The organism is Alistipes sp. An54 (assembly GCF_002159375.1).
GTDB lineage: Bacteria > Bacteroidota > Bacteroidia > Bacteroidales > Rikenellaceae > Alistipes > Alistipes megaguti.
This window is the reverse complement of record NZ_NFIA01000001.1, coordinates 274,532-299,391: the sequence shown is the minus strand read 5'-3', so window position 1 is coordinate 299,391 and position 24,860 is coordinate 274,532. Positions and strand designations below refer to the sequence as shown.

Below are 24,860 nucleotides of genomic sequence, written 5' to 3'. Positions count from 1 at the left end.
GGTGTATTGTGTTGGTTTTGGGTTTTCGAGTGTATCGGAGGCGGTGAATGCCACCGGCCGCGGGGCTTCGGCCTTCCGTGTCTCCCCATCCGTCCGACGGGCCTCTTCTCCGTTGGCTCCTTCCGAGCTCCGGCTTTCCGTGTCTCCCCATCCGCCCGACGGGCTTCTCCTCCGTCGGCTCCTTCCTACTGCTGGATCTTGACCAGCTGTTCGCGGTAGGCGTTCAGGATCCGCGACTTGGAGATGAATCCCAGATAGTGGTTCTGTTTGTCGACGACGGGCAGCATCCAGGTGTGCTTGTCCTCGAACTTCTCCATGACACTCTGAATGGCCTCGTGTTCGAGAATCTTGTCCGGGGGCGGGATCATGTAGTCGGAGATCGGACGGCCGTATTTCTGGGGCTTGAACATGTCCTCACGCAGGTCGTCGAGCTGTACGACGCCCAGCAGGCGTCCGAAGTTGTCGATCACGGGGAAGATGTTGCGCCGGGCCGTGGAGATGATGTGGACGATGTCGCCCAGTGTCATGTTCTCCTTGATGCGCAGGAAATCGGTCTCCATCAGATCCTCCAGCTTCAGGAAGACGAAGACTGACTGGTCCTTGTCGTGGGTCAGCAGTTCGCCCTTCTTGCGCAGCTGCTTGGTGTAGATCGAATCGGGGTCGAGGTAGTAGTCGACGGCAAACGAGATGCAGGCCGTGATCATCAGCGGGATGAAGAGGCCGTAACCGTTCGAGAGCTCGGCGATCAGGAAGATCGAGGTCAGCGGGGCGTTCATCACGCCGGACATGACGCCGGCCATGCCCACGAGTGTGAACGAGACGATCGAGACCTCCCAGTGGAACAGCAGATTGCAGATGAGCGCCAGCGAGGCTCCGGTGAAGGCCCCGACGAAAAGCGAGGGGGCGAACGTACCGCCGACACCGCCTGCAGCGTTGGTCGAGGCCATGGCGATGACCTTGAAGAACATCGTGGCGATGACGAAGAGGACGACGACCCAGTCGATGTCGCGGAAGCGGTAGAAGAGCGAGTTGTCGAACAGTTCCTGCTCGTTGCCGTGCATGAGTGAGGTAAATCCTTCGTAGCCTTCGCCGTAGAGGGGCGGGAAGACGAAGATCAGGATGCCGAGGATGGCGCCGCCCAGAATCCACTTCTTGTATTGCCTGTCGATGCGTTTGAAGAAGTCGCCGATGCGGGCGTTCATCGAGGTGAAGTACCAGGCCATCAGACCGCACAGCACGCCGAGGAGGATGAAGAGCGGGATCTGCCACAGTTCGAAGGCATCCTCGGGCGCCAGCGTCACGGCCAGAATGGGGTCAAACCCGCGGAACGTGAAGGCGATCGTCGTGGCGGTGATCGAGGCGATGAGCAGCGGGATGACCGATGCGGCGGTGATGTCGAGCATGAGGATCTCCAGCACGAAGACCACACCGGTGATCGGGGCCTTGAAGATGGCGGCCAGGGCGGCACCGGCGCCGCAGCAGAGCAGCAGCGTGGAGTGTTTGTAGTTGAGGTGCACCAGCCGGCTGATGTTCGAGCCGATGGCGGCTCCGGTCAGCACGATCGGGGCCTCAGGACCGACCGAACCGCCGAATCCGATGGTCGTGGCACCTCCGACGATCGAGGTCCAGCAGTTGTGGGCGGCGATGCGGGAGTTGCGGCTCGACATGGCGTAGAGGACGCGCGTAACGCCTTCGGAGATGTTGTCGCGCACGATGTAACGGACGAACAGCGTGGCCAGGATGATACCCACGGCGGGGTAGATCAGGAAGAGGAAGTGGGCGCTGTCGACCGGGAACCAGTTTGTCAGACCGGTTTTGATGGCGTAGAGCAGCATCTCGAAGAGATAGGTGCCCAGTCCGGCGAGCGCACCGACCACCACCGCCAGCAGCATCATCATCTGGCGGTTTGAAAGACGCCGTGTCAGTCTGAGAAAGGCGGCGTAGATACGGTCGGCGCGGAGTTCCATGCGGCGTACGGCAAGATCAGTGTTTGAGTTTCTCGGCGTACTGGCGGGCCTGCTCGTCGATGAGCTGCTGGTCCTCGAAGTAGTTGATCTTCATGGCGCGGCGCACCTCGGCCAGGGTTTCGGCCGCAGCGGCACGTGCCGTTTCCGACCCTTTGCGCAGCACGTCGTAGACCTCGCCGATGCGGGCCTCGTAGTAGTGGCGGCGTTCGCGGATGGGGTTGAGCGTCTCGTTGAGGATCGCGATGAGCAGCCGTTTGACCTTCACGTCGCCCAGACCGCCGCGGCGGTAATGAGCCTTCAACTCGTCGAGCGAGGCGTATTCGGGGAGGTATTTGGCGAAGTGTTCCGGGCGGCTGAAGGCGTCGAGGTAGGTGAAGACCGTGTTGCCCTCGACCTTGCCGGGATCCTCGACGCGCAGGTGGTCGGGATCGGTGTACATGCCCATGACCTTTTTCTTGACCTCGTCGGCCGTATCGGAAAGGTAGATGCAGTTGCCCAGCGACTTGGACATCTTGGCCTTGCCGTCCGTTCCGGGCAGGCGCAGGCAGGCGGCGTTGTCCGGCAGCAGGATTTCGGGCATGGTGAGCGTCTGGCCGTAGACCGAGTTGAACTTGTGGACGATTTCGCGTGTCTGTTCGATCATCGGCTCCTGGTCCTCGCCCACGGGGACGGTCGTGGCCTTGAAGGCGGTGATGTCCGAGGCCTGGCTGATCGGGTAGGTGAAGAATCCGACGGGGATGCCCTGCCGCTGGGTGGTGTCGCCCTCGACGGCCCCTTCGGCGAATCCGCGCAGCTGGATTTCGGCCTTGACGGTGGGGTTCCGCTGCAGGCGCTGCACGGTGACCAGATTCATGTAGTAGAACGACAGTTCGCACAGTTCGGGGACCTGCGACTGGATGAAGAGGGTCGACTTTTCGGGATCGAGGCCTACGGAGAGGTAGTCCAATGCCACCTCGATGATGTTCTGGCGCACCTTTTCGGGATTGTCGGCGTTGTCGGTCAGGGCCTGGGCGTCGGCGATCATGATGAATATGCGGTCGAAGAGTCCGGAGTTCTGCAGCTCCACGCGGCGGCGCAGCGAGCCCACGAAGTGTCCCAGATGGAGGCGGCCCGTGGGACGGTCGCCGGTGAGGATGATTTTTGCCATAGCGGTATAACTGTTCTGAATGGTATTTGGGAGACAAACATACGAAAAACAGCGCGGGGCTTCAAAAAAAGTTGTAGGATATAGATTAATTTTATATCTTCGTTCTGAGAAATAAATGTCTGTTATAAAAAATACCTGTTATGACAATCATCCAACTCGAGTATCTGTTGGCGGTGGCCAACTGCGGCAGTTTTTCGCAGGCTGCCGAACATTGCTTCGTCACGCAGCCGTCGTTGAGCATGCAGATCAAGTCGCTGGAGGAGGAGTTGGGGGTTGTGCTGCTTGACCGGTCGAAGAAGCCGGTGATTCCGACCGAAGCGGGGGCTGTGGTTTTGGACCGGGCCCAGGAGACGATCAAGGCCTACAACTGCATCCGCGAGGCGGTGGCCGAACTCAAGGGCGAGACGGCCGGCAAACTGCGTCTGGGCGTGATTCCGACCATTGCGCCCTATTTGCTGCACAAGTTCATTCCGTCGTTCGTGCACGACTACCCGAAGGTGGAACTGGAGATTTCGGAGATGATCACCTCGGATATCGTCGAGGCTTTGAAGCGGGACCGGATCGATGCGGCGCTGGTGGCCAGCGGGACGTGCGGCGAGGGGATCCTCGAGCAGGAGCTCTTCAACGACCGCTTCTACGTCTACGTTTCGCCCGAGAATCCGCTCTACGAACGGCAGAATATCCGCATCGAGGATATCGACCTGAAGGATCTGGTGATTCTGAGCCCGGGCAACTGCATGCGTGACCAGATCATCGAACTGTGCCAGGCTCGGCGGTCGATGCCTTCGCACTACTCGTTCGAGTCGGGGTCGCTCGATACGCTGATGCGCATCGTCGACTGTACGCCGTGTCTGACGATCATTCCCGAGATGGCTGTCGAGTACATTCCGGCCGAACATCGCGACCAGTTGAAGACCCTCTGCAAGGGGGCCACTTCGCGCAAGATCGCCATTGCCGTCCGGCGCACCTACGTGAAGAGTTCGATCATCAAGGCACTGACCGACACGATTCTGGCGAGCGTCGGGGTGCATCCTCAGGCATAGTTTCGGAAGCCGGCTGCAGGCAGGTATGGTTCCGAAGGCCGGCTGCAGGCATGGTCCCGAGGGGGCATTCGGCCGCAGACATAATCTCCGGCCGGGTGCGAAGAAGGGAGATTATGTCGGTTGGCGGCTCAGGGTGCGGTCTCCTGACGGCCGTTCCGGCCCACTCGACCTGCAGGCTGTTTCCGTCCGCACAGTTCAGCGAGATCCGGATGTCGAAGCGATCGCCGTTACGGGAGACCGTCAACGATCCTTTGCTGACCACTTCGGCGACGGGGTCTTCATCGTAATCGACCGTGAACCGGTCCGATCCGTTGCGTGCACTAAAATTCCGGAGAATCGGGTGTCGGGGTGGAAAAGGGGCCTCGTTACGCGATTTTTAACCGGTAATTTTCAAATCTCATTCTCTTTTCATACCTTTGCAAGGTTATAGACATCTATTGGAAATTATGGACAAACTGATCGAAACGATCGTCAGCGCGATTGAAGATAAGAAGGGAAAGAATATTGTATCGTTGGACCTTCGGGGGTTCGACGGTGCAATCTGTTCGTACTTCGTGGTCTGCAACGCCGATTCCACGACGCAGGTGGCGGCCATCGCCGACGGTATTGAAGAGAAGGTGCTTGAGACGCTGGGTGAAAAGGTCTGGCGCATCGAGGGTCAACAGAACGCCGTATGGATTGCCATGGACTATGTGGATGTAGTGGTTCACATCTTCCAGACGGAGCTTCGCAGCTTCTACCGGCTCGAAGAGCTGTGGGCCGACGCCCCGATGGTGAAATACGAATACGAGGAGTAATATGGCACAGAATCAGAACAAACGCAGCAATAATCCGAAAATGAACATGCCGCGGCCCTCGCTGCTGTGGGTCTACGGCGTGATTGCGGCGCTGATCGTCGGCTATTACCTGTTCAATCCGTCGAACGACCGGCCGCTCGAGAGCGACTGGTCGACGGTCCGGGAGATGGTCGAGCGGGGCGACGTGACGAAAATCCAGGTCATCAACCGCGACGAGGCGCAGGTCTTCCTTTCGAAGGAGGCCGCCGACCGTTACCGGAACGACTCGGTGGACAAACGCTTCCGCCGACTGCCCGAATCGGGTGCGCAGCTGACCTTTACGATCGGCTCGGTGGATTCGTTCCGCGAGGATCTGCAGGCTGCCGAGGCGCAGTCGGGACAGGATGTTCCGGTCGTCTATCAGAACGAGCGCAACGACTGGACGTCGCTGCTGGTCAACCTGCTGCCGTGGATCCTCATCATCGGCGTATGGATCTTCGTCATGCGTTCGATGGCGCGCGGTGCGGGCGCCGGGGGCGGAGGCGGCATCATGAATGTCGGCAAGGCCAAGGCGCAGGTCTTCGACAAGGACAACTCCAAACGGGTGACATTCAAGGATGTGGCCGGACTGGAGGAGGCCAAGGTCGAGATTATGGAGATCGTCGACTTCCTGAAGAAGGCCGACAAATACAAGGAGCTGGGCGCCAAGATTCCGAAGGGAGCGCTGCTGGTGGGCCCTCCGGGAACGGGCAAGACGCTCCTGGCGAAGGCCGTGGCCGGCGAGGCCAACGTGCCGTTCCTTTCGATCTCGGGTTCGGACTTCGTTGAGATGTTCGTCGGGGTGGGCGCCTCGCGCGTGCGTGACCTCTTCGAACAGGCCAAGCAGAAGGCTCCGTGCATCGTCTTCATCGACGAGATCGACGCCATCGGCCGGGCTCGCGGCAAGAATGCCGGCTTCTCGGGCAACGACGAACGCGAAAATACGCTGAACCAGCTGCTTACGGAGATGGACGGCTTCCAGACCAATACGGGCGTCATCGTGCTGGCGGCGACGAACCGTGCCGATATTCTGGACAAGGCGCTGATGCGCGCCGGACGTTTCGACCGTCAGATCGAGGTGGGACTCCCCGACGTGAAGGAGCGTGAGGAGATCTTCAACGTGCACCTGCGTCCGCTGAAACTCGATCCGCAGCTCGACCGCTCGTTCCTGGCGCGCCAGACCCCGGGCTTCTCGGGTGCCGACATCGCCAACGTCTGCAACGAGGCGGCGCTGATTGCGGCCCGTCACAACAAGAAATTCATCTCGAAGGAGGACTTCCTGGCCGCCATCGACCGCATCGTGGGCGGTCTGGAGCGCAAGAACAAGATCATCACCGACGACGAGAAGCGCGTGATCGCCTACCACGAGGCGGGCCACGCCACGGTGAGCTGGATTCTGGAGAACGCCAGCCCGCTGATCAAGGTGACGATCATCCCGCGCGGCAAGGCGCTCGGAGCGGCGTGGTACCTGCCCGAGGAACGTCAGATCACCACGCGCGAGCAGATGATGGACGAACTGGCCGCCACGCTGGGCGGCCGCGTCTCGGAGCAGCTGACCTTCGGCGAAGTGTCGACCGGTGCGCTGAACGATCTGGAGCGCGTGACCAAACAGGCCTACGCCATGGTGGCCTACTACGGCATGAGCGACCAGGTGGGGACGCTCTCCTACTACGATTCGACGGGCCAGAGCGACATGTCTTTCACGAAACCCTACTCCGAGGAGACGGCCCGGCAGATCGACGCCGAGGCGCGCCGGGTGATCAGCGAGGCCTACCGCATGGCCGAGAAGGTGCTCAAGGAGCACAAGGAGGGATTGAAGGAGCTGGCCGAACTGCTGTTGCAGCGCGAGGTGGTCTTCACGGAGGATGTGGAGCGGATCTTTGGCAAGCGGAAGAAGGATATCGAGCGCGAACGCCGTGAGGCGGAGGCCAAGGCCAAGGCTGCGGAGGGAACGGCTCCGACTGCTGCGACGGATTCGACCGCCGCTGCAAGCGGAGCGGCTTCGTCCGAAACGGCAGCACAGGGAGCGGCTGCGGAGAAGCCGGCAACGGCTGCTGATACGACCGCCGCGACCGACACCGCGGCATCGGATGCCGCGACGAAGGGTCCGGAGCATCCGGCCTCGGGGGAGAAATAAGCGGAACAACCTGTAACGACCTGACTACTGAAACCGATGAATGAAAAACTGAAGAATCTGCTGGTCCGAACGTTGAGCGGAGCGGTCCTTGCCGTGGTTGTCCTGGGGGCCATTGCGTGGTCACAATGGAGCTTCGGCGCGTTGCTGGCGCTGTTGCTGATCGTGGGAATGCGTGAATTCTACACCCTGACCGAGGCGCGGGGAGCGGCTCCGCAACGGATCGTCGGTCTGGTTGCGGGGTTGGTGCTGTTGGCGCTGAATTTCACCGTCGTGTGCGACGACATCCAGATTCTGGGGAGTGCCAACCGGACCTTTGCCTTCGGCATGGCCTTTCTGCTGTTGCTGCTTCCGGTGATGTTCATCTGCGAACTCTTCCGCCGCCGGGAGAATCCCGCGGTCAATATCGCCACCACATTGCTGGGGGTCGTTTACGTGGCGCTTCCCTTCTCGCTGATGTGCTATTTCCCGATCATCGCCAGCGAGGAGTGGAGCCCCGGCGTGATGATGTTCTACATCTTCATCATCTGGGCCAACGACGTCTTCGCCTATCTGGTGGGGATGAGTCTGGGACGGCACCGCCTCTGCGAACGCCTCTCGCCCAAGAAATCGTGGGAAGGCTTCTTCGGGGGCGTCATCGGTGCCATGGCTATGGGACTGGTTGCGGCATGGGCGCTCAAGGGCAACTATGCGGCATGGGCCGGACTGGCCTTCGTGGCCTCGATCACCGGCGTACTGGGCGATCTGGTGGAGTCGATGTTCAAGCGGGCGGCCGGCGTCAAGGATTCCGGTCGGCTGATCCCCGGCCACGGCGGTGTGCTCGACCGTTTCGATGCCGAACTGCTTTCGGCGCCGTTCGTCTTCGTCTATATGCTTTATGTGATGTAACTCCAAATCGTACCGAAATATGAGAATCAACAAGGAAGGATACAAGATCATCGGAGTTTCGGGCGCCGTGTGCCTGCTGATCTGGTGGCTCTTCTACCGGATGCTGGTCAACGAGTCGGGTACGGCTCTGCTGTGGGGCGGGACGATCTTCCTGCTGCTCTTCTGGTTCTTCATCGTGGCCTTTTTCCGCGAGCCGCGTCGGGTCCGCATCCACGACAACGATCTGGTCTTCGCACCGTGCGACGGCCGTGTGGTGGTGACCGAGGTGGTGCGCGAGAACGAGTACCTCCAGGAGGAGATGATGCAGATCTCGATCTTCATGTCGATCACCAACGTCCACATGAACTGGGTGCCCGTCGGGGGCGAGGTGGAGTATTTCAAATACCATCCGGGCCGTTTTCTGGTGGCGTGGCACCCGAAGTCGTCGACCGAGAACGAACGGACGACCACGGTGGTGCGGATGCCCTCGGGCCAGCGGGTGCTGTTCCGCCAGATTGCGGGGCTCATCGCGCGGCGGATCGTCTCCTACATGAAGGTGGGCCATCAGGTGGAGCAGAACAGCGTCTGCGGCTTCATCAAGTTCGGATCGCGCATCGACGTGCTGGTTCCGAAGGACAGCGAACTGCTGGTGGAGATCGGCGATCCGACAATCGGTTCGCAGACGCCGATCGCCCGTCTGCGCAAGGTGGAGGAGTAGAGCCATGAAGACGACGCCACAGACGGTTCTGAAGTTCATCGTGGGTGCGGTCATCGTCACGGCCGTGCTCTTTCTGGTGTGGTACTTCTCGTCGATCGTCGTCTATATATTGGTATCGGCCGTTCTGGCCGTCATGGGGCGACCGCTGGTGAAGCGGCTGTCGGATCTTCGCATCCGGGGCTGGCGGGTTCCGCGCTGGCTGGCGGCGCTGGTGACGCTCGTGGTGATCTGGGCGATCTTCGCGGCCTGCTTTTCGCTCTTCGTGCCGCTGGTCTTCAACAAGATCAACCAGTTTGCCCATGTGGACTTCACGGTCGTCATGTCGAGCATCAGCGAACCCGTAGCGCGGGCGCAGCATGATCTGCAGCGCCTCTTCGCGCTGCCCGAGAGCACCTTCTCGCTCTCCGATGAGCTGACGACGGCCATGCGTCAGATCATCGACCTCGATTCATTGAACCGTCTCTTCTCGTCGGTCATCGGCGTGGTGGTCTCGCTGGTCATCGCCGTCTTCTCGATCTCGTTCATCACCTTCTTCTTCCTCAAGGAGGAGGGGCTCTTCTACGCCATGGTCACGGCGGTCTTCCCCGAACACTACCACGAAAATATCACCCGCGCGCTGGATTCGGTGACGCTGCTGCTGGGCCGCTACTTCACGGGCATCCTCACGGAGAGCCTGCTGCTGATGATTGCCGTCTCGCTGGTGATGATGGCCTTCGGGATGACGATGGCCGATGCGGCCTTCATCGGGCTGATCATGGGGGCGATGAATGTCGTGCCCTACGCCGGACCGCTGATCGGCGGCATTCTGTCGGTGCTGGTGGGTATCGTGACGCCGATCGAGGGGATGCCAGTCGGGTATACGGTGCTGGTGATCGTCTGCACGCTGCTGGTCATCAAGGGAATGGATGACTTCATCCTCCAGCCGACGCTCTACTCGAAGCGGGTCAAGGCCCATCCGCTGGAGGTCTTTCTGGTGATCCTGATTGCCGGATCGCTGGCCGGGATTCTGGGCATGCTGCTGGCCATCCCCTCGTATACGGTGCTGCGGGTCTTCGCCAAGGAGTTCTTCTCGCAGTTCAGCCTGGTGCGCAAACTGACCGAAAAGATCTGATGGAGCGGGTGGTGATCGAAGGGGTGGTGGAGCATGGACGGCGCCTGGGCCGGGAGTTGGGCTTTCCGACGGCCAATCTGGCCGTGGCGGCGGACCTTCCGCTGACGGATGGGGTCTATCGCTCGCGGGTCGAGATCGACGGCCGCTGGTACGACGCCATGTCGAACCTGGGCTGCAACCCTTCGGTGGGGGGATCGGAACGCCGCCTCGAGACCCATGTCTTCGACCTGACGGAGTCGCTCTACGGACGCCGCCTGCGGGTCGAACTCGTGGAGAAGATCCGCGACGAACGGCGTTTTGCCACGGTGGAGGAGCTCCGCGAACAGATCGCCCGCGACCGGGAGCGGATCCTCGAGCTGATCGCCGCCGAGGGGGCCGCCGAGAGGGTTTGAATGGCCGCCTGGGGGCTGCCGTGGGGGATGACCGAGGAAGTTGAATAGCCGCTGCGGGGGGGGGAAAAAAAAAGACGAAGGAGAAATAATGCGGTTGCGACTGCGGCGGAGGCTGCGGTACGGCGACCGAAACGGATACAACACTTAAAATTGAAACGATATGTTTTTGGACACAACGCTTCCCTATAAGGTAGCCGACCTGTCGCTGGCCGAGTGGGGACGCAAGGAGATCGAGATCTCCGAGCACGAAATGCCGGGCCTGATGGCCGTACGACGCAAATATGGCCCCAGGAAACCGCTGAAAGGGGTCCGCATCATGGGCTCGCTGCACATGACGATCCAGACGGCGGTGCTGATCGAGACGCTCGTCGAACTGGGCGCCGAGGTGCGCTGGTGCTCGTGCAACATCTTCTCGACGCAGGACCACGCCGCGGCGGCCATCGCCAAGGAGGGGATTCCGGTCTTCGCCTGGAAGGGCGAGACCCTGCCCGAGTACTGGTGGTGCACGGCCATGGCGATGTCGTTCCCGGGCGGCAAGGGCCCGCAGCTGGTTGTCGACGACGGAGGCGATGCCACGCTGCTGATCCACAAGGGCTTCAAGGCCGAAAACGACGCCTCGACGCTTGACTGTGCCCCCTCGTCCTATGAGGAGGAGGTGATCCTTTCGACGCTCCGGCAGGTACTGGCCGAGGATCCGCAGAAATGGCACCGCACGGTGGCCGAGTGGAAGGGCGTGAGCGAGGAGACCACGACGGGTGTACACCGCCTCTACCAGATGCAGGCCGCCGGCGAGCTGCTTGTTCCGGCCATCAACGTCAACGATTCGTGCACCAAGTCGAAGTTCGACAACCTCTATGGCTGCCGTGAATCGCTGGCCGACGGCATCAAGCGCGCCACGGACGTCATGATCGCCGGCAAGGTGGTAGTCGTGTGTGGCTACGGCGACGTGGGCAAGGGTTGCGCACGCTCGATGCGCTCGTACGGCGCACGGGTAATCGTCACGGAGATCGACCCGATCTGCGCACTGCAGGCCGCCATGGAGGGCTTCGAGGTGAAGACCGTCGAGAGCGCCCTGGCCGAGGGCAACATCTATGTCACCTGCACGGGCAACTGCGACATCATCACGCTCGAACACATGGAGCGGATGCGTGACCAGGCGATCGTCTGCAACATCGGCCACTTCGACAACGAGATCCAGATGGCGCGACTGGAGAAGTCCGATGCCGTGAAGACGAACATCAAGCCGCAGGTCGACAAGTACACCTTCCCCGACGGCCACTCGATCTTCATCCTGGCCGAGGGACGACTGGTCAACCTGGGTTGCGCCACGGGGCACCCGTCGTTCGTCATGTCGAACTCCTTTACGAACCAGTGCCTGGCTCAGATGGAGCTGTGGCAGGAGGATCTGAAGGTGGATGTCTACCGCCTGCCGAAACACCTCGACGAGGAGGTGGCGCGCCTCCACCTGGACAACCTGGGAGTCGAGCTGACCCACCTGACGCAGAAGCAGGCCGACTACATCGGCGTACCGGTCGAGGGCCCCTACAAGGCCGATCACTACCGCTATTGATGCGGCGGCGGACTCGCTCCGTCGCATTTTCAACAAGCGAAGCCCCTGCATGCTGAAAGGCATGCAGGGGCTTCGCTTGTGTGCCGAGACCGCTTCGCTCGCGGAGGAGCGTTACGGTTCTACGAGGGCGTGCCGGTATCCGTCGATTTTGTTCCATTCGCCGCGCGTAAAGTCCGGAACGGTCACCGGGGTGTTGTTGTGCTCGAGCGAGAGGGCCGTCAAGGCTCCGATGCACGACCATTCGGCGGCGTCGTAGACATCCTGATCGAGCGGCAGACCGTTGTGCAGACAGTAGATCAACCGGTAATCCATGATGAAGTCCATACCTCCGTGTCCGCCGACTTCGCGGGCTTTTGCCTCGAGTTCGCGGGTGATCGGGTGCTTGTACTGCTCCATCAGGGCGGTCCGTACCTCGTCCGAAACGAAGCTGTGGGCGCTCAGATTCTCATGATCGGGGATTCCGGAACCGGAGAGCTGTTCCGGCTGGAAGGCGTACCCCTCGATCGGATATTTGTTGGCAAATCCCTTTGTGCCGGTCACCTGGTACATCCGGCTGTAGGGGCGCGGCGTGTAGACGTTGTGCTCGAGCAGGATCGTGCGTCCCCGCTGGGTCTGGATCAGCGTCAGGGTGTGGTCTCCGTTGGCGAACTGTTCGGCTCCCATCTTTTTGCGGGCCAGGGCCAGACCATTGACCGAGGGGGTGTCCATCGATACCAGCCGGGTCATCCGGTCGCCGCGATGGATGTCAAGGAGCTGGCAGGCCGGTCCCAGACCGTGTGTGGCGTAGACATCGCCGCGGTGCTGCTGGTTGAATGCCAGACGCCAGTTCCCCTGGTAGTAGTCCCAGAACTCCTCGAGGTTGTGGATGTAGGAGCCTTCGGCATGCAGGAGCTCACCGAAGAGCCCTTGCTGAGCCATGTTCAGCGTGGTGAGTTCGAAGAAGTCGTAGACGCAGTTTTCGAGCATCATGCAGTGGCGTTGTGTCTGCTCGGCGGTATTGACCAGTTGCCAGCACTCCTCGAGCGAGGTTGCGGCCGGTACCTCCACGGCGACATGCTTGCCCTGATGCATGGCGTAAACCGCCATCGGAACGTGCAGCTGCCACGGCGTACAGATGTAGACCAGGTCCAGATCCGACCGGTTGCAAAGCTCTTTCCAGCCCTCCTCGCCGCTGTATGAAGCGGCCTGGGGAAGCCCCCGGCGTGTCAGGATGGCCTGAGCGCTGTCGACCCGCTCGGGATAGAGGTCGCAGAGGGCGCGGATCTCGACGCCGTCGAGGTGGGTGAACCGCTCGACAGCCCCCGGACCGCGCATGCCGAGTCCGATGAACCCGACGCGTACGGTATCGATCGGCTCGCAGCGGAGTCCCAGTACGGATTGTTGCCCGTCCTGACGGGGCGGGGTCTCGGTGACGATCACGCCGTCGACGATGCGGTAATTTTTCGGTGATTGCGTGCAGGAGGCGGCGCCGAAGGCCGCCAGAGCACAGAGAGTCCAAAGCAGTTGTTTCATGATGGATAGTGTGATTAGTTTCCGGCAGCGATAATGAGAGCGAGACCTCCGATAAAGAGCAGGAACATCAGGGTCAGCAGCCCGTTGACCAGTCTGGAGGCTCCCTTGAACTCTTTCCAGATGAAGACCCCCCAGATGGCGGCGATCATCGGGGCACCCTGTCCCAGGGCATAGGAGATGGCCGGGCCCGCCTCTCCGGAGGCGATGTAGCTGAAGGCCGTACCCAGACACCAGATGGCACCGCCCAGCATGCCGACCATGTGAGTGGAAAGGGATCCCTTGAAATAGGTGCCATAGCCGACGGGTTCGCCGACGAAAGGCCAGCGCATGACCAGCGTATTGAAGAGCAGGTTGCTGACCAGTACGCCGAGCGAGAAGATGAAGATGGCCGAATAGGGCGTCAGCATTCCCTCGGCCGGGGCCTGGAAGTTCTCGACATCCATGCCCATGACGACAAAGCGGTAGAAGAGCGACATCAGAATACCGGCAACGAGGGCGAGGATCAACCCCTTTCGGTTGTTCTTCCGGTTCTCCTCGCCGTGCTGCATCCGACCCGAGGCGATGCCGTTGCAGATGATGGCCAGCACGATGAGGGACACTCCGAGGAAGAGGATGAGCGGATTTCCCGCAGGGGCTCCGACGTAGTTGATGATAACGCCCAGCACCAGGGCGATTCCGACGCCCAGCGGGAAAGCGACGGCCATGCCGGCCAGCGATACGGAGGCCGAAAGCAGGATGTTCGAGGCGTTGAAGATCACGCCGCCGAGCAGTACCCAGCCGATGGATGCTGCGGCGGCCTGTCCGAGATCCGTGAGGAAGGGCCGGCCCGCATCGCCGATGCTGCCCATCGTCAACCCGAGCAGGAGTGCGAAGATGACCATGCCGATGACATAGTCCCAGTAGAAGAGCTCGTATCTCCAGCTCTTCGAGGCCAATTTCTGGGTGTTGCCCCAGGAACCCCAACACAGCATCGTAATCAGACAGAAGACGACAGCCGTGAAATAACTACCGACAATATACATAAGAATCAGTTTTTAGGATGAGAGGTCTGTTTGGGGGTGATGACGGCCGAGAAGCCGCCTCCGGGAGCCAGCCGGACGGGGATCTGCCGCGAGGAGTCCACCTCTTCGACCGTGCGGCTGAAGTCCTTGCCGTTGACATCGGCATTCATCCCGTCGCGGAAGGCGGTCATGAGGTAACTTCCCGCTCCGAGGAACGAGAGGTCGAGACGGAGTTGCCGGGGGTCGTTTCCTCCCATAATCCCGACGAACCACCGCTCTCCGCTGCGACGGGCAATGCCGATGTATTCGCCGATCTGGCCGAACAACGGACGGGTTTCGTCCCAGACGGTCGGGACCTGTTTGAGGAACTCGAAGCATTCCGGATTCTCGAGGTACTTGGTCGGACTGTCCGAGAGCATCTGGAGCGGGCTTTCGTAGACGACGTACATGGCCAGCTGATGGACGCGGGTCCCCTGGCTCATGGGCTCCACGGCGTTGATGCGGAACGACTCCTTCTGGGCGTTGAGCATGGCTCCCGGGGTGTAGTCCATCGGTCCGACCCACATGCGGAGGAAGGGGATGATCAGGTCATGTCGCGGTGTGGCCCGATCGCTCCATTTGTTGTATTCGAGTCCCACGACCCCCTCGCGGGTCATCAGCAGCGAGTATTTCGCCCGCATGCCCTCGTTGGGATACGATCCGTGGAAGTCGACCAGGAACCGGCACTCCCGGGCCTTGCGGGCCACACGCTCGTAGAAATTGACCATCTTGGCATCATTGCGGTCCATGAAGTCGATCTTCACCCCCTTGACGCCCCACGATTTCATGCATTCGAAGGCTTCGTCGAGCTGTCGGTCGACGTTGATCCACTTGGCCCAGAGCAGGACTCCGATCCCTTTGTCGGTGGCATGGCGGCAGATCGCGGGCATGTCCACTTCGGGGTTGAGGGTCAACAGATCGTCGCGGGCCGACCATCCCTCGTCGATGAGCAGGTATTCGATGCCGTGTTCGGCGGCGAAGTCGATCATGTAGCAGTAGGTCTGCGTATTGATTCCGGCCTTGAAATCCACGCCATAGATGTTGTTGTGGTTCCACCAGTCCCAGAGGACCTTGCCGGGACGTATCCACGAATAATCCTCCGAACTCTTCTCCGAGAGCAGGTAGATCAGTTCGCTGCCGAGGATCGCCGCATCGTTGTCGAAGAGTCCCGTCACGCGCCACGGGAATGCGCGGTCGAGGCGGCATTTCACCAGATAGGGTTCGCGCTCGGTTGCGTAGATTTTGTTCGTGCCGTCGAAAAACTCCTCCTTGCGGGGATAAGCCGCCTGAACCCCTTCGAATCCCGCTCCCGTGGGGCGCAGATAGAGTCCCGGATAGTTGTAGAGACTGGCTTCGGCCAGCAGTACGTTGCACTCCCCGACGCGCACCAGAACCGGAGCTATCGAGATGCTGTCGGCGGGCAGATGGTTCAACGGCCTTTCGGTGTAATTCTCTTCGAACCAGTTCTGCAGATTGCGGGTCAACAGCGTGAAGGAGGGGTAGTCTCCGGCAAACTCGTAGCTCACCCGTTCGTGTTCGACGGATCCCTCGACGGGACTGGTTCCGACGAACCGGTAGGCAACACCGTCGGCGTAGGCGCGCACTTCGATCCGGTAATCCGCATAATGCAGTTGCACTTCCCGGAAGTTGTCGCGCACGGAGGGGTATTTCCGGGCCACGACGAAGTGCTCCGTACGATCGACCTCCCGGCGCGTGATCTTTCGGGGGCGGGCGTCGGAGCCCCACGTCCGGCCGTCGACCGTCATGGCGAGCGGCGACGGAGCCAGAATCCGTTCTCCGCGGCGGAACACCTCGTAGCGGAGGCACTCTCCGTCGTAGAGGAGATTGACCGTGTTGCTACCGTCGGGCGACTCCACGCTTGCCACGCGGCGCTCCCTGGCCGAGACCGGGAGCAATACGAGCAGGGCTGCCGTTGCCGTCAGCAATTGATTCCGTATCATGGCTTCTGATTTTCAATTGGTTTTCCCGTGGTTCGAGCTACCAGCGCTCCGAGCGTGGCGGCCACTCTCTCCTGAGGAATGGTCAGGTAATTCTGCAGTCCGTTTTCGGAGGGTTCGAACGAACTCCTTCCGTCTTCGGCGATACGGATTGTCCCCTGCTCCGAGGTCCCGAACCATTGACCGGGCTCCACGGCCTCGAGGACGGCCGTCAGATCCCAGGTCTGGCGGTCGTAGGGCATCTCCATGTAGTGGCAGTAGGCCACCGCAAGGGGATGTGCCTGCGGGTCTCCGAAATCGCTAAGAATGCTCTTGTGAGGATAGAGCAGCCGGTTGCCGACCTCCCAGCCGGTGGTTGTCAGGGGCACGGGACACGACTCGAAGGTGCGGTGGGCCGCCTCGATATCACAGACGACGTTGTACTCCGGGAAATCGAACTCATCGCTGAACAGTCCGGCCATGGTGACCACGCGGCTGACCTTGGCGGCGACCAGTTCGCGCCCCGTGAGCGGCGAGATCTCGTCGCCCGGGCTGACAAGCAGGTTGCCGATGTTGGTCAGCGGGCCTATGGCAATCAGTACGACCGATCCGTCGGGTTGTGCGGCCAACAGCTGCCGCAGCAACTTGTATCCTTCGGGGAGGGCGCTGTCGATGGTCCGGGCAGGTTGCAGAAGCGGTTTTCCATTGTTCGAGGCCTCGAGCGTGGGCAGCAGGTAGGTGCCGTCTTCGGGGGTGACTCCGTGATAGGCATATCCCAGCGGGATCTCCTCGAACCCGTTGAACCGGCAGAAGCCGTCGGTGAAGGCGATCGTGGCCGGGTTGGCCTTGCAGAGCGTGATGCCCAGCAGATCGATTTTGCCCTCTTTCTGGTAGTTGAGCAGCATCTGCAGGGCAAGGACATCGTCGATGTCATTGCCCAGGTCCGTGTCGAAGATGATCCGCTGCGGCTCGTCGGCCTGTTTGGTCGTCTGCGGGCCGCAGGCGACACTCAGGGACAACAGGGTGAAGATCAGAATCCGTTTCATGAAGGTGGAAGGTTGTTTAGTGTTTGTAGTTCAGGGAGGTGTCGCCTTGCAGATCGTCGAAATCCTTCGGGTCGAGGGCCGGTTGCTGCTCCTGGATCCCGACTCCGACATATCCCAGTGGATGATATCCTCCGTTGTAGTAGTTCGTATTGGCGAAGCGGACCGTCGGACGGCCGCAGCCCGGATCCAGAATTCCCAGAGCCAGGATATACCGTCCGGTGGGGATCGATGCGTCGAGACTCGGGTGTGATTCTATCCGAACGGTCTCGGCCGGAGTGCGATAGGCCTCCAGATCCATGTCCCAGTCGTCGCCGGGCATCCACTGCGAGATTTGCACGTTGTCGAGTACCGTGCCCCAGACCTTTTCCCGAGTCTGGACATCCAGCAGCGCCACCTCGACGGGCCAATCGTAGTAGAAGGGCGAGGATCCGGTATTCTGAACCTCGAACTCCAGCTGGAAGGCCTGTCCGGGGTCGATTCTGCAGGGGTAGGAGGCTTTCGAGAGGACGAAACGGTAGCCCATGGCCTTCTGCAGTTCGGCGGCGTTCCGGGCGAATTGCGGGTCGTTGAAATCGGCCCATGTGATTCCTCCGAGGTGGTTGCAGTGGAGGTTGCGAATCTGTTCGATGACGATCCGGCGCGTCGTGTCGTCGGCCACGACCTCCTCGAAGCCGGGGTATTTGCCCAGATCGCCCCAGTTCCAGGTGATCTCGCCGCCGACGGGCTGCGTCCGCCAGTAGTCGCCCCGGGCCCGCATCGCATGGTATCCGCGGTCGATCTCCTGAGGCTGGGCCCACGAATCCCAGTAGATGCCGAAGTCGTACTCCTTGAACTCGTAGGCATAGCGGACCATCACCTTCTTGTTGTGGAACGCCTCGCTGAAGGCATCGCCGAGGACCTTCTCCATTCCTGGGATCCAGGTCCGACCGGCGACGTGCTTCGGTTCATCGTGCGGCGGGAAGACGGTCGACAGATCGGGGTCGTGATGTTCGCCCCATTCGCCGATAATTCCCATCTCGACATAGGCTACGCGGGGATCGTTGTCCCACGCCTCACCCAACTTGCGCACCAGCTTGCGCACCCGATCCGGGAACGAGGGGTCGAAATAGCCGCCCTGAATGACGGTAAGCGAGTCCTGAGACTCGACGTAGGCGCCGACCGATCCTGGAATCTGCTTGTAGGGACCGGTTTCGCCGGGCAGATCCGAGGGCCAGTGCCAGCCGTTCAGATCGTCGGGATTGTCGGGATCCTTGGCCCAACCGCCGTGCCAGGGTTCGAGCCAGACGATGAATACGCGGGGAATCACCTTGACATTCTGCTCCTCGACTCCCTCCCAGCGATGGTTGCTGTAGGCGACGATCTTCTCCACTCCGTCCGAGGCGACGTTTTCCAGCATGTTCCACGGCATGTACTCCTTGATGAGCGAGCCGTACGGATAGGGGTACTCGGGCCGACGCGTGTCGGTCCCGATCATGAAGTACTCGCGGAATCCCTTCAGCGGGTTTCTCAGGGCGGGTTCGTACTCGGCCATGGAGACATGGACGTTCTGACCGTCGGATTTTGCCGAATAGGTTGCCGGGCGCTGCCCGTCGCCGCAGGCTGCGCAAATCAATGCGCCGAGAAGCGGACAGAGTAGGTGTCGGATCTGCATGGGAGCTCTATTCTACGATGTATTTCAGGGACTTGTCGCTTTGAATGTCGTCGAACTTGACATCCGAGAGGGCGTATGCGTCGCAGTCGGCACCGACCCCGATGTATCCCATCGGATGGCGTCCGCCGTTGAAGTAGTTCATGGCGGCAAAGCGCAGCGAAGGCAGCATGCCGGCCGGATCGAGCACGGCCACCGAGATGATGTACTTTTCGGGATCGAGATCCTTGTCGAGCGTCAGTGTCGCCGTGACCTCGTTCTCCTGGGCGGGGATGCGGTAGACGCTGTTGTTGGCATCCCAGTCGTCGCCGGGCATCCATTGCGAGATGTGCACGTCATCGAGTGTCGTCGACCATACCTTCCGGTGCGAAGAGGCGTTGAGCAGGGCGATCTCGACGGGCCAGTCGTAATAGAAGGGCGAAGAGCCCGTATTGACGACCTTGAGGCGGATGTCGAAGGGTTTTCCCTTTTCGATGCGCGTCGGGTAGGAGAACTCCTTGATGACGAAGCGATAGCCCAGCACCTTTTGCACCAGGGCGGCATTGATCTGGAAGATCGGGTCCTGGAAGTTGGCCCAGGTGACACCTCCCAGGTGGTTGCCGTGCAGGGCGCGGATCTGGTTGATAACCTTCGTACGGGTCTCGGTGTTGGCCAGACAGTCTTCCATGCTGCGATACCCCTTGTTGTAGAGGTCGCCCCAGCCCCAGGTGATCTCGCCGCCGACGGGCTGTGTGCGCCAGTAGTCGCCGCGGCGCATCATGGCGTTGTACCCGCGCTCCTCCTCCTCTTCGATGGCCCACGAATCCCAATAGATTCCGAAGTCGTAGTCCTCGAATTCATAGGCGTAGCGGATCATGACCTTCTTGTTCTTGAAAGCCTCCTTGAAGGCATCGCCGAGCACCTTTTCGATTCCGGGAATCCAGGTCCGGTTGGCCACATGGAACGATTGGCTGTGAGGCTGCCAGTAGGTGGTGATGTTGGGGTCGTGGTGCTCGCCCCACTCGCCGATCAACCCCATCTCGACATAGGCCACACGGGGATCGTTGTCCCAGGCTTCGCCGAGCTTGACGATGAGTTTCTTGATGCGGTCCTGGAACGTCGGGTCGAAGTATCCGCCCGTGGAGGGGGTGTTGTCGTCGTCCGAACGCACTTCACGGGGGAAGTCCGAGGGCCAGTGCCAGCCGTTCAGATCGTCGGGGTTGTCCGTGTAGGTGTTCTTTTCGACTCCGCCTTCATAGGCCTCCATCCAGACGATGAAGGGGCGCGGAACGACCTTGACGTTGATATCCTCAACCCCCTCCCAGCGGTGGTTGCTGTAGGCGATAACCTTGTCCACGCCGTCCGATTCGACGTTCTCCATCATGTTCCATTGCATGTACTCCTTGATAAGCGAGCCGTACGGGTAGGGATATTCGTCCCGTTTCTTGTCGATTCCGGGGCCGAAGAACTCCCGGAACCCCTTCATGGGGTTCCGGAAGGCCTGGTAGTACTCATAGGGAACGACCTTTACGACGCCATTTTCGACGGTCGTGATGCCTGAACTTCCCGTGGCGGGGAAGTGTTCACCGTTGTCCTTGGCGCAGCCTGCGGCCAAGAGGGCCAACAGCAGGCCCAAACCTGTTTGAAGAGTCGTTTTCATAATCAGTAACCGGGATTGTTTTCCGTAATGGCGTCGTTGGCATCCATGGCGCTTTGCGGAATGGGGTAAAGTACGTGATAATCCTTGATGCCGATGTTGTCGTCCGGGTAGGCGGCCTTGACCTGATCGATGAGTTTTCCGAAGCGGATCAGGTCGAAGCGCCGCAGATGCTCGCAGCAGAGCTCCTTGAGACGCTCGAGCAGAATGGCATCGGCAAAAGCCTGCTTCGAGAGTTTGTCCTGCTTGGTGATCAGTCTCAGACCGGCTCTGGCCCGCACTTCGTTGATGCAGTCGTACTTGGCATCGGTCTGGTCATCGACGGCATTGAGCGCCTCGGCACGCATCAGCAGCACGTCGGCATAACGGATGTAGATGAAATTCAGATCGTCGTTTTCGATCTCGTTGCCGTATTTCGAATCCCAGAACTTCTTGATGGCCGGAGGCGTCTGCGGAATGCCGGCGTATTCGGTCCAGAAGAAGTCCTCTTTGCGGCGGTCGTTCGTGACGGTCGCTCCGTCGAAGTCCTTGTCATAGCTGTCGTAGAGATACTGTGACGGGCCGAAGCCGCCCCAGCCTCCGAATGCCGTGGTGCTGCCGGGAATGTTGCGCGGGCCCCAGTAGCTGTGCTGCAGCGAACCCTCTTCGCCCCACTTCCCCGAGTGCTTGAACTGCACTTCGAAGATATTCTCATACTCTTCGTTCTTGTGGTCGGGGGAGAAGATGTCGGCATAGTTGTCGTAGAGGTGGAACTTGCCGTAGACTTGATTGAGGGCCGTCAGCGCCTCGGCGGGATTTCCTCTCTGGAGCTGGACACGTCCGAGCAGGGCGTTTGCCGCCAGACTGGTGGCCCTTCCCTTGTCGGTCGATGCCTCCCACGAGGCGGGAAGAATCGACGCAGCTTCCTGCAGATCCTGAATGATTGTCTGGTAGACCGCTTCGGCCGACGAGCGCGGTTTCATGATCTGCTCCTTGTCGACCGAGGCCGAGGTCCAGAGGGGTACGCCACCGTACATGCGGACCAGATCGAAGTAGAGCAGTGCCCGTACGAACTTGGCCTGGGCGATCATCAGATTGCGGGCCTGGCCGCTGACGGGAGCCTCGGCGGGCATGTCGATGACGATGTTGCATCGTTTGATTCCGTCGTAGCAAAGCGTGTAGTGGTTGTCCAGGAAGACATGCGAGGGGGAGAAGGTGTAGTAGTGGAGTTCGGCGTAGGCGGCCCAGCCCAGATCGATGGGCTTGACCTCGTCGGTGCCGAACTCACCGAGCGTAATGGCGTATTTGGCCTCGAAACCTGCGGTGATGTTCTGCAGGGCGCCGTAGGCGGCCGTCAGGGTGCTGTTCCAGTCGCCTTCGGTCTTGAACGAGTTTTCGGGGGTGAGGTTGCTTTGCGGGGTCTCTTCGAGGAAGCTTTCGCAGGAGGATGCTCCCAGCAACAGCAGGCAACCTGCGAGATATATCAATTTTTTCATGATTGGACTCTTTTTCGGGTTGAACGATTAGAAATTGATGGAGACTCCGCCGATGAAGCTTCGCGAACCGGGATAGGGGTTCGTGTTGTCCCAGGCTTCGACATCGTAGCCGGTGTAGGCGGTGAAGGTGGCCAGATTCTGAACCGAGAAGAAGAGGCGGACGCTGTTGGCGCGGATGGCATCGGTCCACCGTTTGGGGAGCGTGTAGCCGATCTCGAGGTTCTTGATCCGGAGGTATTTTCCGTCCTGGAGGTTGGCGTCCGTGCCGTCACCGTTGGCGTATGCGCTGCCGACGCGCGGGGCGGGATAGATGTTGCTCGGGCGGTCGATGCGCCAGTATCCGTTGTAGTAGTCCTCGCTCATGTTTCCCCAGACGTTGTAGGAGTTCTGCGAACGCAGGAGCGTGTTGTTGATCTTGTGGCCGCCGGCAAAGTTCATGAAGAGCGTGACGTCGACGCCGTAGAAGCGGAACGTGTTCGAGAATCCGCCGTACCAGGTCGGCGTGCTCTGCCCGGCGAACTGACGGTCGTCGCCGTTGATGACGTTGTCGGGCTTGAGATCCTGAATCTTGCGGTCGCCGGGATAGGCTCCGTAGACGGCTGCCCGGTCGGCCTCGTCGAGTTGCCAGATCCCTTCGGCGTGGAGCAGATAGTACTCACCGAGCGAGTGCCCCACGAAGAGCGACTTGTTCACATCCTGCTTGCCGTCGTAGAGCTCGACGATCTCGTTGCGGTTGTAGGAGATGTTGAACGAGGTGGTCCACTGGAAGTTGCGCAGGTTGAGGTTGACCGTGTTGAGGGTGAACTCCACACCCTTGTTGTCGAGGATGCCGACGTTGGTCAGCGAGCTCGTATAGCCGGACTCCTTGGGCAGCGGAACGGTCCAGAGCAGGTCGCTCGTGCGTTTGTAGTAGGCTTCGATGGTACCGGCGATGCGGTTTCCGAAGAATCCGAAGTCGATGCCCAGATCGAGCTGTTTGGCCTTTTCCCAGGTCAGTTCCGGATTGCTGATGCTGCTGTAGACGGCGCCCGATGCGAGCGTATTGCCGAAGACGTAGTCGAGACCCGAGCCGCCCTGGCTGATCTGAGCCGTGTAGGCATAGTCACCGATGTTCTGGTTTCCGAGCATACCGGCGCTGACTCTCAGCTTGAGGTTGTCGATCCAGGAGACCTTCTGCATGAACTTCTCTTCGGAGATGCGCCATGCCGCAGCCAGCGAGGGGAAGTAACCCCAGCGGTGTCCGGGGGCGAAGCGCGAGGAGCCGTCGCCGCGCATGGTGAAGGTGAACAGATAGCGTTCGTCGAAGTTGTAGGTGGCCCGGGCATAGAACGAGACGAGCGTCGAAGCCGAGGCGTACGAGCCGTTCGGTCCGTGGGTGGTTGCGCCGCCGAGGTTGTTGTATTTGGTGGTGGCGTTCAGCCCCTTGGAGTCGGCCGTCACCTCCTCGTAGTCGGTTTTCGAGGCGGAGAAACCTCCCATGACGGTGAGTTTGTGGCGGTTGCGGATGAAGTCGTAGGTGACGGTGTTTTCGCTCTGCCAGTAGCGTTTTTTGTTGAACATGATTCGGGCGTGTCCATCGGCTGCGTAGTGCTGACCCATGCGGCCGTCCTCGTATTCATTGACCTTGAAGAAGACCAGTTCGCCGCCGTTGTCCGAGCGGATCCGCAGGTTCTTGACGGGCTCCAGTTCGAGGTAGAACGAACCTACGACACGGGTCTTCTTGGTAGGCTTGTCCAGCAGGTCGACGATGGCCACGGGGTTTGCCTTCGTGTTGAGGAAGCCGTCGAAATAGCTGCCGTCGGCGTTGTAGATGGGGGCTGTCGGCTGGGCGGTGATGGCGCTGTGCATGGTTCCGTAGCCGGAATCGGACTCTTCGTTGATGTTCATCAGTTTGGATTCGATGACATTCATGCGGACCCCCGAACGCAGCCACTTGTTGAGCGTAGCGTCCATGTTGTAGCGGACGGTGAGCTTGTTGAACGACGAGCGTTTGACGGTACCCTGCTGGTCGTAGTAATCGAGACCCAGGTAGTGGGTGGTCGTTTTGCCGCCGCCCGATACCGAGAAGTTGTAATTCTGGAAGCTGCCGTCCTGCGTGACTGCATCCTGCCAGTCGGTCGATTCTCCGCGGCTGAGCTGTCGCAGTTCGGCCGAGGTCCAGGTGTAGGCCTGGCCGGTGGATTCGATCAGGTCGTAGTATTGCTGGGCGTTCATCATCTTCTGCTTGTTCATCAGTTTCTGGATGCCGCCCGTGGCGTTGAACGATACGCGGGTCTTGCCGGCCGTACCCTTTTTGGTGGTGACGAGCACCACGCCGTTCGAACCGCGCGATCCGTAGATCGAGGCCGACGAGGCATCCTTGAGAATCTCGATGGACTGAATGTCGCTGGCCGAGAGGTCCTGCAGACCGCCCTGAACGGGCACTCCGTCGACGATGTAGAGGGGTTCGGTTCCGGCGTTGATCGAACCGGCGCCGCGGATCAGGATGCTGGCGTCGGCACCTGGTTTCATGTTGCCCTGGGTCACCTGTACGCCTGCAGCCGATCCCTGAAGGGCCGAGGATACCATGCCGATCTTGCTGTTTTTCAGTACTTCGGGCTTGATCGAGGCGACGGATCCGGTCAGGTCGCTTTTCTTGGCCGATCCGTAGCCGATGACCACCACGTCATCCATGTTGTAGTTGTCGGGTACCATGCGGATCTCCATGCGGGTGAGGGCGTCGCTGACGGTGACGCTTTTGTCGATCATGCCGATGTAGGAGAAGGTGAGGATGTCGCCTTTGCGGACATCGATTGAGAATCG

18 protein-coding genes are annotated in these 24,860 nt (G+C 60.5%); 8 read left to right on the top strand and 10 right to left on the bottom strand.

Annotated features, from left to right (window positions below):
- Window positions 1–185: 185 nt before the first annotated feature.
- Complete coding sequence (locus B5G09_RS01130; RefSeq protein ID WP_087403676.1) at window positions 186–1,967, bottom strand: chloride channel protein; 1,782 nt, start codon at window positions 1,965–1,967, stop codon at window positions 186–188.
- Window positions 1,968–1,983: 16 nt separating this feature from the next.
- A complete protein-coding gene (trpS, locus tag B5G09_RS01125) occupies window positions 1,984–3,114 on the bottom strand; it encodes a tryptophan--tRNA ligase (RefSeq protein WP_087308846.1) in 1,131 nt (376 codons plus the stop codon).
- Window positions 3,115–3,254: 140 nt separating this feature from the next.
- Here trpS and B5G09_RS01120 point away from each other — a divergent pair, with 140 nt between their 5' ends.
- From B5G09_RS01120 to ahcY, 8 genes are all read left to right on the top strand, one after another.
- Window positions 3,255–4,157 carry a hydrogen peroxide-inducible genes activator gene (locus B5G09_RS01120; RefSeq protein WP_087403675.1) on the top strand — a complete coding sequence of 301 codons (903 nt, stop codon included), beginning with the start codon at window positions 3,255–3,257 and terminating at the stop codon, window positions 4,155–4,157.
- A gap of 446 nt (window positions 4,158–4,603) precedes the next feature.
- On the top strand, window positions 4,604–4,954 hold the full coding sequence (gene rsfS / locus B5G09_RS01115; protein WP_087308849.1) for a ribosome silencing factor: 351 nt from the start codon (window positions 4,604–4,606) through the stop codon (window positions 4,952–4,954).
- 1 nt (window position 4,955) lies between these two features.
- On the top strand, window positions 4,956–7,109 hold the full coding sequence (gene ftsH, locus B5G09_RS01110) for an ATP-dependent zinc metalloprotease FtsH (RefSeq protein WP_087403674.1): 2,154 nt from the start codon (window positions 4,956–4,958) through the stop codon (window positions 7,107–7,109).
- Between the two features lie 36 nt (window positions 7,110–7,145).
- On the top strand, window positions 7,146–7,994 hold the full coding sequence (locus B5G09_RS01105; RefSeq protein ID WP_087403673.1) for a phosphatidate cytidylyltransferase: 849 nt from the start codon (window positions 7,146–7,148) through the stop codon (window positions 7,992–7,994).
- A gap of 19 nt (window positions 7,995–8,013) precedes the next feature.
- Complete coding sequence (locus tag B5G09_RS01100) at window positions 8,014–8,691, top strand: phosphatidylserine decarboxylase family protein (protein WP_087308852.1); 678 nt, start codon at window positions 8,014–8,016, stop codon at window positions 8,689–8,691.
- A gap of 4 nt (window positions 8,692–8,695) precedes the next feature.
- Window positions 8,696–9,802 carry an AI-2E family transporter gene (locus B5G09_RS01095; protein WP_087403672.1) on the top strand — a complete coding sequence of 369 codons (1,107 nt, stop codon included), beginning with the start codon at window positions 8,696–8,698 and terminating at the stop codon, window positions 9,800–9,802.
- Window positions 9,802–10,194 (top strand): riboflavin kinase, encoded by a 393-nt coding sequence (locus B5G09_RS01090; protein WP_087403671.1) that lies wholly within the window; start codon window positions 9,802–9,804, stop codon window positions 10,192–10,194. Before B5G09_RS01095 ends, B5G09_RS01090 begins: the two co-directional genes overlap by 1 nt.
- A gap of 160 nt (window positions 10,195–10,354) precedes the next feature.
- Window positions 10,355–11,764, top strand: a complete 1,410-nt coding sequence (ahcY, locus tag B5G09_RS01085) for an adenosylhomocysteinase (RefSeq protein ID WP_087403670.1) — start codon at window positions 10,355–10,357, stop codon at window positions 11,762–11,764.
- 111 nt (window positions 11,765–11,875) lie between these two features.
- On the opposite strand, the gene B5G09_RS01080 is transcribed toward ahcY, so the two are convergent.
- Genes B5G09_RS01080 through B5G09_RS01045 form a run of 8 tightly spaced genes read right to left on the bottom strand, consistent with a single transcriptional unit; the run spans window position 11,876 to window position 24,851 of the window.
- On the bottom strand, window positions 11,876–13,276 hold the full coding sequence (locus B5G09_RS01080; protein WP_087403669.1) for a Gfo/Idh/MocA family oxidoreductase: 1,401 nt from the start codon (window positions 13,274–13,276) through the stop codon (window positions 11,876–11,878).
- A gap of 14 nt (window positions 13,277–13,290) precedes the next feature.
- A complete protein-coding gene (locus tag B5G09_RS01075; RefSeq protein ID WP_087403668.1) occupies window positions 13,291–14,298 on the bottom strand; it encodes a GRP family sugar transporter in 1,008 nt (335 codons plus the stop codon).
- Between the two features lie 5 nt (window positions 14,299–14,303).
- Window positions 14,304–16,277 (bottom strand): glycoside hydrolase family 97 protein, encoded by a 1,974-nt coding sequence (locus B5G09_RS01070; RefSeq protein WP_087403667.1) that lies wholly within the window; start codon window positions 16,275–16,277, stop codon window positions 14,304–14,306.
- Window positions 16,274–17,299 (bottom strand): nucleoside hydrolase, encoded by a 1,026-nt coding sequence (locus B5G09_RS01065; RefSeq protein WP_087403666.1) that lies wholly within the window; start codon window positions 17,297–17,299, stop codon window positions 16,274–16,276. Before B5G09_RS01065 ends, B5G09_RS01070 begins: the two co-directional genes overlap by 4 nt.
- Before the next feature lie 16 nt (window positions 17,300–17,315).
- Complete coding sequence (locus B5G09_RS01060; RefSeq protein WP_087403665.1) at window positions 17,316–18,950, bottom strand: DUF4832 domain-containing protein; 1,635 nt, start codon at window positions 18,948–18,950, stop codon at window positions 17,316–17,318.
- Between the two features lie 7 nt (window positions 18,951–18,957).
- On the bottom strand, window positions 18,958–20,586 hold the full coding sequence (locus tag B5G09_RS01055) for a DUF4832 domain-containing protein (RefSeq protein ID WP_087403664.1): 1,629 nt from the start codon (window positions 20,584–20,586) through the stop codon (window positions 18,958–18,960).
- A gap of 2 nt (window positions 20,587–20,588) precedes the next feature.
- Window positions 20,589–22,058: a RagB/SusD family nutrient uptake outer membrane protein gene (locus B5G09_RS01050; protein ID WP_087403663.1), complete on the bottom strand. Its 1,470-nt coding sequence runs from the start codon at window positions 22,056–22,058 to the stop codon at window positions 20,589–20,591.
- Between the two features lie 27 nt (window positions 22,059–22,085).
- Complete coding sequence (locus tag B5G09_RS01045) at window positions 22,086–24,851, bottom strand: TonB-dependent receptor (protein ID WP_241147536.1); 2,766 nt, start codon at window positions 24,849–24,851, stop codon at window positions 22,086–22,088.
- Window positions 24,852–24,860 lie beyond the last annotated feature (9 nt).

Bases quoted from the DNA above. Each gene is read 5' to 3' on its own strand.
- B5G09_RS01050 (WP_087403663.1), bottom strand. From the start codon at position 22,058: ATGAAAAAATTGATATATCTCGCAGGTTGCCTGCTGTTGCTGGGAGCA.
- B5G09_RS01105 (WP_087403673.1), top strand. From the start codon at position 7,146: ATGAATGAAAAACTGAAGAATCTGCTGGTCCGAACGTTGAGCGGAGCG.
- B5G09_RS01120 (WP_087403675.1), top strand. From the start codon at position 3,255: ATGACAATCATCCAACTCGAGTATCTGTTGGCGGTGGCCAACTGCGGC.
- B5G09_RS01070 (WP_087403667.1), bottom strand. From the start codon at position 16,277: ATGATACGGAATCAATTGCTGACGGCAACGGCAGCCCTGCTCGTATTG.
- rsfS (WP_087308849.1), top strand. From the start codon at position 4,604: ATGGACAAACTGATCGAAACGATCGTCAGCGCGATTGAAGATAAGAAG.
- B5G09_RS01130 (WP_087403676.1), bottom strand. From the start codon at position 1,967: ATGGAACTCCGCGCCGACCGTATCTACGCCGCCTTTCTCAGACTGACA.
- trpS (WP_087308846.1), bottom strand. From the start codon at position 3,114: ATGGCAAAAATCATCCTCACCGGCGACCGTCCCACGGGCCGCCTCCAT.
- B5G09_RS01055 (WP_087403664.1), bottom strand. From the start codon at position 20,586: ATGAAAACGACTCTTCAAACAGGTTTGGGCCTGCTGTTGGCCCTCTTG.
- B5G09_RS01065 (WP_087403666.1), bottom strand. From the start codon at position 17,299: ATGAAACGGATTCTGATCTTCACCCTGTTGTCCCTGAGTGTCGCCTGC.
- ftsH (WP_087403674.1), top strand. From the start codon at position 4,956: ATGGCACAGAATCAGAACAAACGCAGCAATAATCCGAAAATGAACATG.
- ahcY (WP_087403670.1), top strand. From the start codon at position 10,355: ATGTTTTTGGACACAACGCTTCCCTATAAGGTAGCCGACCTGTCGCTG.
- B5G09_RS01060 (WP_087403665.1), bottom strand. From the start codon at position 18,950: ATGCAGATCCGACACCTACTCTGTCCGCTTCTCGGCGCATTGATTTGC.
- B5G09_RS01090 (WP_087403671.1), top strand. From the start codon at position 9,802: ATGGAGCGGGTGGTGATCGAAGGGGTGGTGGAGCATGGACGGCGCCTG.
- B5G09_RS01100 (WP_087308852.1), top strand. From the start codon at position 8,014: ATGAGAATCAACAAGGAAGGATACAAGATCATCGGAGTTTCGGGCGCC.
- B5G09_RS01075 (WP_087403668.1), bottom strand. From the start codon at position 14,298: ATGTATATTGTCGGTAGTTATTTCACGGCTGTCGTCTTCTGTCTGATT.
- B5G09_RS01095 (WP_087403672.1), top strand. From the start codon at position 8,696: ATGAAGACGACGCCACAGACGGTTCTGAAGTTCATCGTGGGTGCGGTC.
- B5G09_RS01080 (WP_087403669.1), bottom strand. From the start codon at position 13,276: ATGAAACAACTGCTTTGGACTCTCTGTGCTCTGGCGGCCTTCGGCGCC.